Source organism: Virgibacillus halodenitrificans JCM 12304 (assembly GCF_001310895.1).
In the GTDB taxonomy this organism is placed as follows: Bacteria; Bacillota; Bacilli; order Bacillales; family Amphibacillaceae; genus Virgibacillus_Q; species Virgibacillus_Q halodenitrificans.
On the sequence record NZ_BAZS01000025.1, the window covers coordinates 1 to 15735 of the forward strand.

12 protein-coding genes are annotated in these 15735 nt (G+C 39.3%); 10 read left to right on the plus strand and 2 right to left on the minus strand.

Annotated elements, in window-relative coordinates; translation table 11 throughout:
• Positions 1-211: 211 nt before the first annotated feature.
• The 3 genes from JCM12304_RS12980 to JCM12304_RS12990 all read left to right on the plus strand — a co-directional run bounded on the left by JCM12304_RS12980 (position 212) and on the right by JCM12304_RS12990 (position 4701).
• Positions 212-2314 carry a methyl-accepting chemotaxis protein gene (locus JCM12304_RS12980; RefSeq protein ID WP_060680828.1) on the plus strand — a complete coding sequence of 701 codons (2103 nt, stop codon included), beginning with the start codon at positions 212-214 and terminating at the stop codon, positions 2312-2314.
• Between the two features lie 319 nt (positions 2315-2633).
• Entirely contained in the window at positions 2634-4088 is a 1455-nt protein-coding gene (gene aldA, locus JCM12304_RS12985) for an aldehyde dehydrogenase (RefSeq protein ID WP_060680830.1), read from the plus strand.
• Between the two features lie 112 nt (positions 4089-4200).
• A complete protein-coding gene (locus JCM12304_RS12990) occupies positions 4201-4701 on the plus strand; it encodes a small multi-drug export protein (RefSeq protein WP_060680832.1) in 501 nt (166 codons plus the stop codon).
• 784 nt (positions 4702-5485) lie between these two features.
• On the opposite strand, the gene JCM12304_RS12995 is transcribed toward JCM12304_RS12990, so the two are convergent.
• The gene (locus JCM12304_RS12995; protein WP_060680834.1) at positions 5486-7219 is read right to left on the minus strand and encodes an ABC transporter ATP-binding protein; all 1734 of its coding nucleotides are present in this window, start codon (positions 7217-7219) and stop codon (positions 5486-5488) included.
• A gap of 211 nt (positions 7220-7430) precedes the next feature.
• Between JCM12304_RS12995 and hpaB the strand changes: the two genes are divergently transcribed.
• Positions 7431-8870, plus strand: a complete 1440-nt coding sequence (gene hpaB / locus JCM12304_RS13000; RefSeq protein ID WP_060680836.1) for a 4-hydroxyphenylacetate 3-monooxygenase, oxygenase component — start codon at positions 7431-7433, stop codon at positions 8868-8870.
• A 241-nt stretch (positions 8871-9111) separates the two neighbouring features.
• On the plus strand, positions 9112-9348 hold the full coding sequence (locus JCM12304_RS13005; RefSeq protein WP_019379188.1) for a DUF3006 family protein: 237 nt from the start codon (positions 9112-9114) through the stop codon (positions 9346-9348).
• A 73-nt stretch (positions 9349-9421) separates the two neighbouring features.
• On the opposite strand, the gene JCM12304_RS13010 is transcribed toward JCM12304_RS13005, so the two are convergent.
• Positions 9422-9775 (minus strand): SpoIIAA family protein, encoded by a 354-nt coding sequence (locus JCM12304_RS13010; RefSeq protein WP_019379187.1) that lies wholly within the window; start codon positions 9773-9775, stop codon positions 9422-9424.
• A 206-nt stretch (positions 9776-9981) separates the two neighbouring features.
• Here JCM12304_RS13010 and JCM12304_RS13015 point away from each other — a divergent pair, with 206 nt between their 5' ends.
• The 5 genes from JCM12304_RS13015 to JCM12304_RS13035 all read left to right on the plus strand — a co-directional run bounded on the left by JCM12304_RS13015 (position 9982) and on the right by JCM12304_RS13035 (position 15723).
• Positions 9982-11475 carry a BCCT family transporter gene (locus tag JCM12304_RS13015; RefSeq protein WP_060680838.1) on the plus strand — a complete coding sequence of 498 codons (1494 nt, stop codon included), beginning with the start codon at positions 9982-9984 and terminating at the stop codon, positions 11473-11475.
• A 216-nt stretch (positions 11476-11691) separates the two neighbouring features.
• Complete coding sequence (locus JCM12304_RS13020) at positions 11692-12354, plus strand: helix-turn-helix transcriptional regulator (RefSeq protein WP_082388045.1); 663 nt, start codon at positions 11692-11694, stop codon at positions 12352-12354.
• Positions 12354-12728, plus strand: coding sequence for a Rid family detoxifying hydrolase (locus JCM12304_RS13025; protein ID WP_060680842.1), 375 nt, complete (start codon positions 12354-12356; stop codon positions 12726-12728). Before JCM12304_RS13020 ends, JCM12304_RS13025 begins: the two co-directional genes overlap by 1 nt.
• A gap of 34 nt (positions 12729-12762) precedes the next feature.
• A complete protein-coding gene (locus JCM12304_RS13030; RefSeq protein ID WP_060680844.1) occupies positions 12763-13995 on the plus strand; it encodes a threonine synthase in 1233 nt (410 codons plus the stop codon).
• 249 nt (positions 13996-14244) lie between these two features.
• A complete protein-coding gene (locus JCM12304_RS13035) occupies positions 14245-15723 on the plus strand; it encodes an APC family permease (protein WP_060680847.1) in 1479 nt (492 codons plus the stop codon).
• Positions 15724-15735 lie beyond the last annotated feature (12 nt).

Genomic DNA, 15735 nt, shown 5'->3' on the forward strand with positions numbered 1-15735 from the left:
CCTCCAACTATGAATAATGTACGATTTTAGTTTATACTCCAACAGTTGCAGTAAGACTATTAACTCTAAAGTAATTGGATATAGCTATATAACACTATTTTGATAGAAATCTAATTTACATCCTTCATAATTCTCCCAGTCCTGCCGATAACATAATGGTAACTACTACTAGTACTTATTTACCATACAACAGGAAGGACAGGACCTAATTATGAAGAAAAGAAATAGTATATCATGGAGATTATCAGGCCTGATTATCGGCTTGTTTCTCGTGTTGTTCATTGCTTATGCCACCGTTTCCAGCAGCATTCTGCACACCAAAGCGGTAGAGGATGGGGAGAAATTTGCAAATGAGCATACGAGATATTATTCTTCGATTTTAAGTGATAATTTGAATCAAACAAAGAAAACATTGGATACAATGAAACTTGTAGTTGAAGGAACTTATAATGACAACACCATAACAGCTGACAGTGTCCTATCGATGATGGAAAATGTACTTGCAAACAATCCATCCATTTCCGGGGTTGCCACTGTTCTGGAAGAGGGGGTATTACCGGAAAAGGATTCTATTGATGCAAGTTTGGTAGATTCACAAAATCGCTTTATCCCTTTTGCTTCTAAAGTAAAGGGAGAGGTTTATACAAATCCCGCTTCTGGATTAGATAAAGCAGGTGATGGCGATTGGTATATCATTCCAAAAGAGGAAAAGAGGTCTGTTTTAACTGAACCTATCTCTTACAAAGTAGGAGAAGAAACTAAATCCGCATCTTCTATTGCTATTCCATTACTATCTAAGGATAATCAATTTCTTGGAGTTATTTCAGCACATTTTGAAATGGGATTCTTGGATGAATTGGTAAAAGAGATGAAGCCAGATGGAGGGTATTCTTCGATTATTACGGATCAAGGATTAGTTGTTGCTAATAGTATTAATCAGAAATTGGTGGGTTCTAATATGGCGGAGGCTCTAGACTGGGCTCCTCTAAAAGAAGGATTAATAGCTGGAAATGTTACAAATACGTATGTGGACTCTAAGCAACTTCAGGAAAAAGCATTTAATGCGTTTGCCCCTGTCAATCTACAAGGAATTGATGAAGTTTGGTCTATTCAAACCGTTATAGGCAGATCTACTATTATTAAGACATTTACTGACTTTGCGGTAATTACAATTATTGCAGGAGCAGCAATGATTTTACTCATGGCTGGAGCTTCTTCCATGTTTATTCATCGTAATTTACGTCCATTGAAATTTTTATATGAATCCATGGGCACCGCAGCTTCAGGGGATTTAACTAAGAAAGTTGACGCGGAAAAAATTCGAAAAGATGAGATAGGCGCTGTGGCGTTGGCGTTTAATGATATGCTGGGTGAAACAAGTAAAGTCATTCAAGTCGTCAAAGAATCATCAACAAATTTAAATGAGTCATCCACAGATGTTTCACGAACAGTAAATGAAGTAACGGCAGCAAGTGAAGAGGTGGCGCTTGCAGTAGATGAGATTGCACAAGGTGCCTCCCAACAATCGGCAGATGCTGAAAATACAAATCAACAAATGGCAGACTTATCAACCCAAATTGATGTTTTATCTGACCTTTCAAGAGAAATGGAACATTTTTCAATGAATGCCAAAGAGTCTACTGACGAGGGAATTGAGCAAGTATCTCAATTGCGTCAGCATAACGAGGCTACCAATGATATGAATAGAAAGGTTCAGCAACAAATTCAGTCTTTGACAAGCCGTATTGCAGCTATTGATAAGGTGATTGAAACAATTCATGGCATTACTGCACAAACAAACTTACTTGCATTGAATGCTAGTATTGAGGCAGCACGTGCGGGTGAGCATGGTAAAGGATTTGCTGTTGTTGCTGAGGAAGTTCGCAAGCTTGCAGAGGAATCCAGTAATGAAACGAAGGTGATTCAAGAGACTGTTCAAGAGATTTTAAATGAATCGGAACAGACCGTTGCATTAATTGCTGAAAATGGAAAATTAATGGAGCAAAATAATCATTCTGTTTCTAATACGGAGGAAGCTTTTAATAAGAATGCAGAGTTGGCCAAACAGCTTGGTCAATCAGTAAATCAATTGTCCGCAAAACTTACAGACATGATGGATTATAAAGAACAGGCAATGACTGCGATTCAAAGTGTATCAGCTATTTCTCAGGAAACAGCCGCATCTGCAGAGGAAGTAAGTGCTTCTGCTGCAGAACAACAGACACAAATGCAGCAAGTAGCTTCATCCACAGAGCAAATGGATAAAATAGCGAATGAACTACAGGACGTAGTAAACCGTTTTAAAGTAGAATAAAAGATGGACCTGGCGCGGTTCTCTTGACCTAAATAGATTGGGTCAGGAGAACCGCCTTTTTGTTTGAAACATGCTTTTTATTTCAATAGACGATAACCCTGTCCTCCTGCTTATAAAATCAATCTGCCACGGATCCTTCCTCTACTACCAATAGTTTTTGTCGCAATGCTAAAGCATCTCCTTTTACTATGAATCTTCTATTTACCGTTTACTCCACCAACATTAGCCATAGAACCGCTCTTGTTTAACTCCTTTTTTTAAGTGGAATAACACCTGTAGACAACAAATCATCTAAAGAGGATGAAGGAGGAGCATAGGCATGAAGAGACATCAATTATACATTAATGGAGAATATACAGATTCTACAGGGAACGACTGGCTTGATATTATTAACCCTGTTACAGAGGAGGTAATTTCTCAAGCCCAACGAGGCACAAATGGAGATGTTGATCGAGCGGTTCAAGCGGCATTTGAAACTCAAAAATCGTGGGAGCTTACTCCGAACATCGAGCGCGGTAAAATCGTTCGCAAATTAGGTGAGGCGATACAGGAAAAACGGGAAACTTTTATTGAATTGTTACAAGAGGAGCAAGGCAAGGATTATGAGCTGGCACAGGGCGAAGTTGATTTGGCCATTGATTATTTTCAGTATATGTCAGAATGGGCCCGCAGAATAGAAGGAGAGATCGTCCCAAGCGATCGGCCAAATGAAAATATCTATATTTATAAAAAACCAATTGGTGTGATTGCGGGTATTGTTCCATGGAATTTCCCTGTATTCATTCTTGCTAGAAAAGTAGCCACTGCACTCGTCACAGGTTGTACTATTGTGTTAAAACCAAGTCAAAAAACACCAAACACAGCAATGGCTTTTACAGAAATTGTAGATAACATGGATGATATTCCTAAAGGTGTTTACAATGTGGTCACAGGAACTGGTTCGGAAGTTGGGGATGCATTAACTAGACATGAAAAAATTGCGATGGTTTCTATGACAGGAAGTATCCCTGCTGGAACAAAAATAATGGAGGCTGCTGCACAAAATATCACCAAAGTTAACCTTGAGCTAGGTGGGAAAGCACCTGCTATTGTAACGAAGCATGCTGACCTTGAGGTTGCTGTTGACAACATTGTAACATCACGCTTAGCCAATAATGGACAAGCATGTACAAACGCAGAGCGTGTATATGTACATGAAGATATTGCTGATACGTTTGTAAGCAAGCTGAAAGAAAGCTTCGAAGGTAAAAAAATTGGCGATCCTCGAGAAAATAAGGATGCAGATGTAGGTCCTTTAATTAGTAACGAACGCTTGGAAGCTGTTTCGTCGATGGTAGAGCAAGCAAAAGAAGATGGTGCAAAAGTAGTCACTGGCGGAGAACGTGCAGAAAGTGAAAAAGGCTATTTTTATAAACCGACCATCCTGACAAATGTAGACCACGAGTCAGCTATTATGCAGGATGAAATCTTTGGTCCGGTGATTCCTATTGATACGTTTAAAACGTTGGACGAAGCAATCGAAAAAGGTAACGACACGGTTTATGGACTCTCCTCGTCTGTATATACGGATGATATGAACGAAGCCATGCGTGTGATTAACGAGTTAAAATTTGGAGAAACGTACGTAAATCGCGAGAACTTTGAGGCTGTCCAAGGTTATCATGCAGGTATGCGCAAATCTGGTCTTGGAGGTACGGACGGAAAACATGGTGTAGAGGATTTCCTTGTTACACAGGTTGTTTATATGCAATATAACAAAGATAAAAACGAATAAAAGTTGTACGTAAAAGAGATTAAAATGTACGCAGTGATGAAACCCGGACTAAACTTTCCTCACAGTCCGGGTTTTCATTTATATTTTTGGTGAAAAGCGAGGGGTAAAAAGAATGAGTATTTATATAGCTTATCTCGTTATTTTCTTGCTGGGAGCAACTCCGTTTTTTGAAGTGGTGGGTGTTATCCCAATTGGTGTAGCAGCAGGCTTAGACGCTGTACCTGTTACCATCCTGGCTTTTGCCGGAAATATGGTGACAATATACTTGTTAATTTTGTTAACTGACAAGGTAAAAGCATGGCTGCATCGTCGAAAGGAAAAGAAGATACAAAACGGAGAGCATGTTTCTGAAAAAAAGGAGATACGCGCTGGAAGGGTATGGAAGAAATATGGTCTTCCTGGTCTTTCGTTAGTGGCGCCATTCATTACAGGCAGTCATCTAGGTGCTATTTTAGCTATGGGATTTGGTGGTTCCAAAATCCAGATAACTGTTTGGATGACGATAAGTGTTGTTGTGTGGACACTTGTTATGGGTTTTGCATCTTATTATGGCATGGGTTTCTTAACGAAGAGTACGGGAAGTACAGGGTTTCTCGCCGATTTGCTGAAATAAAAAAAGCTCTTCTGCAAAGGTTAGGGACAAACATATCTTGTATATTCATAGTTGGAGTAAAGTGTCAACTATTTGATGGTGCTCCAATTCTCGTTACGTGAAAATATTACGCTTTCCGCGGGCGGCCTGCGAGCCTCGGGCCAACAGGATAAGGAAAGCTTCTAAGAGAAACATCGCACGCAGAAAAAGCGGGTTTCTTTTTCAAGGATGTTGGTCATGAAGGCGTTGCGACAATGGGTTTCGATGGGGCGAGTATGCGCAAACGGTCTTTGATGGGACGAGTAATCGCAGTCCCAGCCCCAGGACGTCGCGACTTTAGCCTTCCAACCTTTGTTTGAATGTGGGGTCTCGCTAGTCTCGCTTTTTCCGCGTGACAGGGAAAGCTATGTCAGCAAGGCATCGCACGAAGAAAATGTGTATTATCATTTTCAAGGAGTTTTCATATTTTCCCTCCGCTAGTAAAACCTATACCAGTTGATTGGAATGGAAGATGACGACTCCTGCCGGAATAGCATGAGCTGAAGACCCTGGACGAAGCGTAGCGGAGGAAGCGGCTGAAGCCATGCCGGCGGAAAGCGTTCATCTGCAATGGAAAGCAACGGCGGTAAATGCTCTCCAGATCGTATTTATGTAACCTATAATGCTTTTAAGAACGGCCATTTGCAAACAACCAAGTTAGTATATCCGTTTTCCGAATCATTGATTAACCCCATCATACATATCAGAAACTAAAAAGAAGCTCTACTGTCCCATTCATTGGATCAGCAGAGCTTCTTTATCGACCTTAGGTTAATTGTTGCTCAGCAAATTCGCGATAGAGTGCATGTTGCTTTATTAGTTCCTGATGTGTTCCTATTCCGGTAACCTTCCCTTTTTCAATGAATACAATCTTATCTGCATCGACAATTGTTGAGAGTCGATGAGCAATTATAAAAGTAGTTCTTCCTTCCATTAACCTGCTCAGTGCTTGCTGTACAATACCTTCTGATTGGCTGTCAAGACTGGCTGTTGCCTCGTCCATCATTAAGATTTTCGGATCTCTAAGAAAAGCACGGGCAATTGCAATACGCTGACGTTGTCCTCCAGAGAGCTTGATACCGCGTTCACCAACCTGTGTATCCAACCCTTGCGGAAATTCTTGAATAAACTGTGCTGCATATGCCATTTTAGCAACCGCCCAAAGTTGATCATCATGAATTTGCTTTTCCTCGAGGCCGTAACAGAGATTCTCTCTAATCGTACCAGCCATCATTGGGCTATCTTGTGAAACATATCCAATTTGCTTACGCCAGGATGTAAGAGACATATTTTGAATGGGTGTTTCTCCTATCAAAATTTCTCCCGCCTCTGGAATATAATAACGCTCAAGCATGCCGAATAAAGTAGTCTTTCCACCACCGCTTGGTCCGGCAAAGGCAACCATTTCACCCGGAGCAGCTGTAAAAGTGATGTCCTCTAAAACGGTTTCCTCCTTATTATAAGAAAAAGATACGTGTCGCACATGGACACTTTCTCCTGTTATATCTCGGTCCTTGCCTTCCTGTCCCTTTTCTAATTGCTGATCCAAAATTTCAATAATACGTTCCGTCGCACCCTTTGCTTTTTGAAGCTGTGTAAAGAACATCGCAAAAGTGGTGACAGGCATGATAATTTGAAACAGATAGAGTAAAAACGCAACCAAAGAACCTGTGGACATAGTTCCACTTGCTACGCGCATCCCGCCATAAGCGATAATCATTACGATCACAACCATCATGACAAAATACATAATGGGAGCAATCAGTGCGTAGATTTTTGCTTCCTTCAAGCCAAGATCTAATAATTTTTTAATTCCCAGCTTACCTTTCGCCGCTTCGGCTTTTTCTGCGTTGGATGCTTTCATTAAACGAATTTCACTAAGTGTCTGTTGCACATCACCAGTGAAAATAGCTGTTTCATCCTGCAGACTTCGTGAAATTTTCCCCATTTGTCTTCCAAGTGGTAAGAGGATTAAAACTATGAAAGGGACGCTTATAAGCATTACCAGCGTCATCTTCCAATCCATAATAAGCAGTATGGTGATTGCGCCAATAATAGAAACAATTCCAGTAATAAATTGAGGGAATTGATCAGATATTAGATCGCGAACCACGTTCGTATCATTAACTACACGGCTGACAGTTTTTCCACTTGAAGTTGTGTCAAAAAAGCGAACTGGTAAACGAATGAGCTTCAGCCACATTCTCTCACGAAGTTTTGCAACAACATGCTGACCCACAGCGGATAAGGTATAAATGGATACACCATTCATGACAGCTTGAAAAATAAAAGCGATGGCAATCGCAATTATAATTGGAGTACTTAGTGTTGCTGTAGAGAAATTATCAACAAGGTTTTTAGTCAATAAAGGAACAACTAAGCCAGCGAGGGTTGTAATGATACTTGTCAAAAGTCCGATCCCTAAGAGTATCTTAGGTAATCCAGTCGAAAAAATAAGGGAGAAGAAGGGTTTTATACTAGTTGGTCTATTGTTTTCCATCTGAAATACTCCTGTCAAATAGGTTGTAAATTATTCTCTCTTAAGTCTACTCGTCCGATGGGGAAAAGCAAGCAGAAGGTATAACAGCTTGGATAAGATAAGAAAAAGAGTAACGTATTTGGGTTGGGTAAATAAAATAAATAAAAAGGAAAATAAACATAATTTTAAAAGGATGTAATATTTAATTACAAGAGAAGTCAGGGGTGGGTGTATGCCAGCAATTAATGGAAATGAATATAAGAAGCGGATTGAACAGCTGCAGGCAGAGATTTGGATCGATGGGACTCAGGTAAAAGGAAATATTTCTGAACATCCGGCTTGGAAAGGAATTATAAAAAGCCAGGGGGCATTATATGATCTTCAATTCGAGCCCAAATTAAAAGATATCATGACATATTCCTCCCCATTATCCGACGAACAAGTAGGGATGTCTTATTTACAGCCAAAGACAAAAGAGGATTTAGTGAAAAGACGAGAGATGATTCAGCAATGGGCGTTAGCAAGTAATGGCATGATGGGAAGAAGCCCGGATTATATGAACACAGTACTTATGGCACTGGCATCATCAGCGGGATTTTTAGAGGGGAAGGAAAATTGTTATCCGGAAAATTTAATGCGATTTTATGAATATGCTCGAGAAAATGATATCTCAATGACCCATACCTTTATTAATCCACAAGTAAATCGAGAAACTTTCTATGTAGAAGATACGGAGCAGCCCATAGCTGCAAAAGTGATGAAAGAAACCGATGCTGGAATAATAGTTAATGGAGCCAGATTACTTGCAACACAAGGCGGAATAACGGATGAAATACTTGTATTAGCTGCTGGTGGCATTCAGGATAAAGCAAATGGATTCGCTTTTTCTATTCCGAGTAATACAAAAGGGCTCCGGTTTATTGCCAGAGAGTCTTTTGTCGGGGGAGAATCGGCATTTAACTATCCATTAAGCTCCAGATATGAAGAGATGGACATGGTGGTGGTGTTTGATCATGTATTAGTCCCATGGGAGCGCGTATTTTATTATAATAACATTTCAGTATCCAACACATTTATGGCATCAAGTTCTTTTCTACCGTTCACCTTGCATCAAGCTGTATCCCGTCAGATTATAAAAACAGAATTTATTCTGGGACTTGTCCAGTCTATCATTAATAGTATTTGTATTGGCGAATATCAACATGTACAGGAAAAAACAACAGAAATTATTATTGCTTTGGAGACATTGAAAGCATTGATCCTGAAAGCAGAAGCGGAAGCAAAACTGGATGAATGGGGTTTTATGCGACCAGAACAGGCCACGCTTGCTGTTGCCTGTAATATATTTCCAAAAGCTTATGCCCGGTTTACAGAGATTATTCAACAACTGGGTGCAAGTGGGTTAATTTCCATCCCTCCAGAGGCAGCTTTTGATTCTGATATAAGAAAAGATTTAAATCATTATTTGCAGTCGAAAGCTGATGACGCGTTGTCTCGTGTAAAGCTTTTTCGCCTTGCTTGGGAAATTTCCATGAGCGCATTTGGTACGCGGGAGATTCAATATGAACGATTTTTCTTCGGCGATCCTGTTAAATTAGCAAGTGGACTTTATCAATCCTACGATCGTTCCTTATTTGTTGAAAGAATCTCAAGCTTTTTAGAGAAAGAGTAAAGGTTAGTGACCTCTGCTCATCAGGGCTAAATAATTTTTTTGCTGATTTGAATTTTGTACGGCGGATTTACTCATCCGCCTGCTGAATAGCACTCGCCCCTGCTTATTTCCTCCTATCTAAGCAGATAGTTAATCCTCATGATACTTTGTACAATCCAAGGGAGTTGCCGCTAGTTGTTTCACACTACTCCTAATTGGGAAATGAAATAGTATAGAATCTTTTATATAGGGAGGAACAATCATGAAAAAGTATATTGTTGATAATTTTGTAGGTGATACAGTGATTCTGCTAGATCAGGAGAATGAGAGAGTAACCAAAGAAATAGACATGGGTAAACTTCCACTCGATGTTCAGCAAGGTGATCTAGTTGTGGAGGATGATCGAAATGGAGTAATGAACTACCGAACTTTAATTGGAGAGTCAGAAAAAGCAGCAGAGGATACACAGGATGTTGCTAAGCATATGCATGAGGAATAATTGGAGGGACAAACATAACCTATTGTCCCTCCAATTTTATTATTTATTGGAACAATGACTATACGTCGAATGGTTACGTATACAGCCAATTGTTTGCTGATTGTATTTCTTCTGGAGGATAATAGACTACCTGCACACCAGGCAGTTTATTTTCTAATTTCGCATCTGCTTTTACCCACTTTTCATCAGAAACCACGGCAATTTTTTTAATGCTTTTCACATATTGAATCATCTTCATGTCTTCTAACAGACCTTCTAACGTAATTCCATCCCAATTCTTTATTATCAGTAGAAGATTAATAGGCTCTTGTTCAAAAATTTTTCTCTTAAATTCATCTTCAAAACGCTGTATATCTTCTTTTGTCAGTTTGCCATGGCAAATTATTTTTAATACAGCACTATGTTCTGTAGCGTTGACCTCTAGCATAATATCCCGTCCTTTCTCTTTTTTTATCGATTCCTTTTTTAAATGTGGATTAAACTTTGTAGTAATAACAACATCTACTAAGGTGTTTAATAGGTAACTACTACCATTAAAAAATTTTGGATTTTTGGTTTTTCTTTTATAAATTAGGGAAATTAGGGTTAAGCAGTTTAAAAGTTATACATACATATTTTTATTGAGGTGGAGAAATGAAACAGGTAACTTCTGTTTTCTGGTATGCGTTAGCAGGGTGTTTGGCTTTAGTGGCTTGGGGGTCGTTTGCCCCAAAACAATTAGAAAAAGTGACATCAGGTCTTACTACATTTATTTCTGAAAGATTTGGCTGGTATTATTTATTACTTGTTACAGCAATTGTTGTGTTTTGTGTTTATTTAATTTTTTCCCGGTTTGGCAAGATTAAGCTTGGGAAGAAGGGCGAAAAACCTGAATTCAGTTTGTCATCTTGGTTTGCTATGTTATTCAGTGCTGGAATGGGGATTGGGGTTGTGTTTTGGTCAACAGCCGAACCTATTACGTATGCGTTTAAATCAGCTCCTACTGCAGAGCTTGGTACAGATCAGGCAATTGATGATGCCCTAAAATACACATTTTTACACTGGGGCATTAGTGCATGGGCAATTTATGCCATTGTCGGTATGGTGCTTGCCTATTTTAAATTTCACAAAGGCTATCCGGGATTAATTAGTGCCACACTTATCCCATTATTAGGTGAAGATCTTATGAAAGGGTGGCTTGGCAAAATAATTGATGTGCTTGCCGTATTTGCCACAGTTGTTGGTGTAGCGGCTGCACTGGGGTTTGGATCAGCTCAGATTACTGGTGGATTCAATTTTTTATTTAATACACCCCAAACCTTTGCTGTACAGCTACTTGTTTTAACAATTACCACGGTTCTGTTTATAATTTCTGCATGGTCCGGAGTAGGAAAAGGAATTAAGTATTTAAGTAATATTAATATGGGAATTGGTTTTATATTATTTGTCATGCTATTTGTTATTGGACCAACAATGTATATTCTGAACATGTTTACAAATACTCTTGGGAATTACATTGCAGATTTCGTCCAAATGAGCTTTCGGCTTGCTCCTCAAAATGCGGAAGAACGGACATGGATTAACAATTGGACACTATTTTATTGGGCATTCTGGATTTCCTGGTCTCCGTTTGTCGGTACATTTATTGCAAGAATTTCCCGAGGACGTACGGTGAAAGAGTTTATGATGGGAGTGCTATTTGTCCCAGCCCTTGTTTGTTTTATCTTCTTTTCCATCTTTGGAGTTTCAGCTCTGTATGTAGAAGGGAATGGTATGGCTGAACTATCCAAGTTAAATCTTGAAACAATGACATTCGGCATGCTTGAACAATATCCGCTTGGTATGGTGATGTCGATATTAACTATTTTAGTTGTCAGCATTTTCTTCATAACATCAGCAGATTCAGCAACCTTTGTGTTAGGAATGCTAACGACAAACGGACTTGTAAATCCCGCAAACACGGTAAAAGTGATCTGGGGATTTACCCAGGCAGCTGTAGCGGCAATCGTGGTATATTTTGGAGGAACGCAAGGATTGCAGAACACGGTTATTATTTCTGCACTGCCATTTTCCATAATTATTATTATGATGGGCCTCTCGTTTTTAAAGGCAGGAAAAGCAGAACTCAAGAAGAAATCGGAAAGATAATATGTACCCTCTCTACTATCGCGATTTAGGTGATAAAGGGAGGTTTTTTTATTTGCTTAGGTAACTTTAAGAATGGGTTCTAATGCTTAAAAATAATCCATACTTACTAAAAAATTTTAAGCATTAAAAAATTGTTGCAAATATAAAATTTCTTTGTTATTATATGAATTATCAAATTAACTAATAATTTGAAAGTATTTGTTTAGGAGAATTAATTTGAAAAATGAAAAGGATATAATCTTTGATCAGGCGATTAGAACAGCAGATATTTTAGTGAAAATGTTTGGTGCCAAATGTGAAGTAGCAGTACATGATTTTAGTAATTTAGAAAGCTCACTCATTCATTTGGCAGGAACGATCACAGGCAGAGAAATAGGATCACCCATTACGGATTTAGTTTTGGAACAATTACGGAGTGAAAATGTAACCGATTTCGCAAATTATAAGACTACCTCCAACAAAGGGTTGGTGATGAAGTCTTCCACTGTTTTCCTTCGGGATAGCGAAGATGCCGTAATTGGTGCTCTGTGTATTAATATCGATATCAGCCTGTTAATTCAAATAGGGGGGGAGATTAAAGACTTTATAAGCTTTGCAGATGACGGACAAAGTAAAGAAAGCTTTCATACAGATGTTCATGACGTAATTGAAACCATGACAAATCAAGCATTGCAAAAATACCATAAAGCCCCGGCACTTTTAGACACAGAGGAAAAGATTGAAGTGGTTAGAGAATTAGAATCTAAAGGGGCATACTTGATTAAGGGAGCTACAGAATACTCGGCTAGTGTGCTGGGTGTGTCTAAATTTACAATTTATAATTATTTACAAAAGATCCGTACAGAATCTAATTTTAATCAAACACAGGAGTTGAGATAATGTTTACTAAAGTTCATACAGAACATGCACCTGTAGCAGTGGGAGCTTATTCCCAGGCAGTGGAAAAGAATAATATGGTATTTGTTTCAGGTCAATTGCCTATTGATGCAAACACAAATGAAATGAGTGAGAATGTCGTAGAACAGGCAGAGCAATCACTTAAAAATATTGAAGCAATCCTTAAGGAATCAGGCCTTAGCTTAGAAAACGTTGTAAAAAATACGATTTTTATGACTAGCTTAGAGAAAGCTGCCGAGGTTAATGAAGTATATGCTCGCTTCTTCGGTGAGTATAAGCCTGCCCGTGCAATGGTTGGTGTGAAAGAGTTACCTAAGGGTGCACAAATTGAAATTGAATCTATTGCCATTCGCTAAATCTATTAATCTATCATGATCAGGAGGTTTTAAAATGACTTATAGTTATGTCTCTCATCTATATTGTCCAAAATGTGAAGAAACATATAGCACGAAGGAAAAGCAGCAATTATGCAAATGTGGTTCACCATTGCTCGTATCTTATAAAATGGATGAATTAAAAAGCAATTTCAGCAAAGAGGATTTGTTAAAAAGAACACCGGATCTGTGGCGCTACCATGAGTTGCTTCCAGTGGAAGACCCGGAAAACCGTGTTACATTGGGAGAAGGAATGACACCAATGCTGCATATGAAAAATTCGGGAAAAGAGATGGATATCCCTAATCTTTATATGAAGGATGAAGGCTTAATTCCATCTGGTTCATTCAAATCAAGAGGTGCTGCAGTTGGTGTATCCAAGGCGAAAGAAGTAGGAGTGAAGGAATTAGCGATGCCTACAAATGGCAACGCTGGAGCAGCTTGGTCACTATATTGTGCGCAAGCTGAGATAACTTCTACTGTTGTTATGCCACTAGATGCACCGGAGATCACACGGAAAGAATGTGTTGCTGCAGGAGCAGATTTATATTTGGTAAATGGGCTGATCGGAGATGCTGGCAAAATCGTTGGACAAGCCGTTAAGGATTATAACCTGTTTGATGCATCAACACTTAAAGAGCCTTACCGTATTGAAGGTAAAAAGACAATGGGCTTAGAGATTGCCGAGCAATTTAACTGGGAAGTCCCTGATGTTATTCTTTACCCAACAGGTGGAGGTGTCGGCTTAATTGGTATCTATAAGGCACTTCGCGAATTACAGGAATTAGGCTGGATCGCTGAAGGTAAAATGCCAAGATTGGTCGCTGTTCAATCAGAAGGGTGTGCCCCAATTGTAAAAGCATGGGAAGAAGGGAAAACAAGCGCGGAGCCTTGGGAAAATGCAGAAACGGTAGCATTTGGAATTAATGTTGCGAAAGCGTTAGGAGATTTCCTTATCCTTGATGCGATTCGTGAAACGGATGGATGTGCTATTGCCGTAAACGATATGAAAATCTTAGATGAAGTCGCTTCCGTGGCTAAAGCGGATGGAGCGTTCGTTTGTCCAGAAGGTGCAGCAGCATTTGCGGCAGCCAAGGAATTGCGTGCGCAAAACTGGATTAAGAACGGAGAAAAAGTTGTCGTATTAAATACTGGTGCAGGAATTAAATATCCGAACACGGTGGAAGTAGATGCACCTATCCTGCAAAAAGATGAAAAAATTATTAAACAAGCAACGACAAGTAAGTAACTTTGTGCAGCCCTCTTCCTTTAAGAGGGCGCACAACCACTGTTTTAGCAAAAGATAGTGTAACATTTAAAGAATATGCTACTAGCAGGTACCATATTCAGCTTCAACAGCCTGGATATGACGTAGCCCCTGCGAGTACGTGCTTTTTACACGATTAAATATCTGAATAATAAGTATACTTAACCTAAAAATGGAAACGTTATCAATGGATTGTTTCCATGGCAGAAGATAGGTGAGGAGGAACACTTTTTGAAAGAACAAACGGAACTACTAAAAACGTTAAAACCACATTGGGTTGTTGCTATTGCTTTCGGTTCCGCTATTGGATGGGGCGCCTTCGTGCTTCCTGCAGATTGGATAAGGGAAGCAGGGCCCTTAGGAGTAATACTCGGTGTTCTTATCGGGTCATTACTGGTTATGATTATTGCCATTAGCTATGGATTTATGGTGGAGAAATTCCCTGTTTCCGGGGGAGAGTTTGTATTTACTTACCTTGGGTTTGGTAGAATAAATGCCTATATCTGCGGTTGGTTTGTAACATTATCGTATGTGACATCTGTTGCTTTAAATGCCTCTGCGATTATTGTTTTATTCAAATTCCTGTACCCGAGTATTGTAGAAATTGGTTATATGTATTCAATCGCTGGTTGGGATATTTATTTCAGCCAAATTGTACTGGCGACTATTGCTTTAATAGTTTTTGGCTATGCGAATATTAAAGGAATAACATTAACCGGAAGAATGCAATTTATTTTCAGTACGGTACTATTTCTTGGGGCAATTGGGATCGGTATTGGTATGACACTTCATCCTGATACGACCTTCGCTAACTTGAAGCCTGCATTTAATACGGACATTGGTGGCTGGTCATCCATTCTTGTTATTGTCGCCACAGCGCCATTTTTATATTCAGGTTTTAATAATATTGCACAAGCATCAGAGGAATTTAATTTTTCGGCTAAGAAGGCTTTTAAGCTTATGATCTTAGCCCTTGCCTGTGGTGGTATTGTCTATTCTGTAATGGTTTATGCTACTGCAATGGGCGCGCCATGGCAACCATTAGTGGAAAGCAAACCGATTTGGGGAACAGGAGATGTTGTTACAAGCTTGTTCGGAAATGTAGGCTTAATGCTACTTACTGCAGCACTATGTATGGGGATTTTTACGGGTATTAACGGTTTCCTTGTTTCATCAAGCAGAATGCTGCTAGCTATGGGAAGAGCACGTATATTACCTGCAGCCTTTACTAAAATACACCCAAAGTATAAAACTCCACATATTGGAATTATTACAGCAGTCATCGTTTGTTTTATCACTCCATGGTTCGGTCGTCAGGCTCTCCTTTGGATTGTTGATATGACTGCAACAGGTGTAGCAATTGCTTATTTCTATACATGTGCATCAGCATATCGATTCTTCGCATGGGGCGAGAATCCGTTACGAAAATTCTTTTCTTTATTGGGTACAGCAATAAGTCTCGTGTTCCTAGGTCTCCTATTCATACCTGGTTCACCAGCCTTTTTAGCAGCACCATCCTTAATCGCACTGGGCGCGTGGATTTTAGTTGGCGTACTGTTTTATCTGATAAATGGAAAAAGATACAACCAAATACCAAAGGAGACTCTGGATTACTATATTCTTGGTGATGACATTATGAAAGTAAGAAAAGAACAAGAACAAGTGCAAAATAGCCAAGTGGTGGATTTAAACAAACAAATGCAAAATTAAACAGAGGAGAGA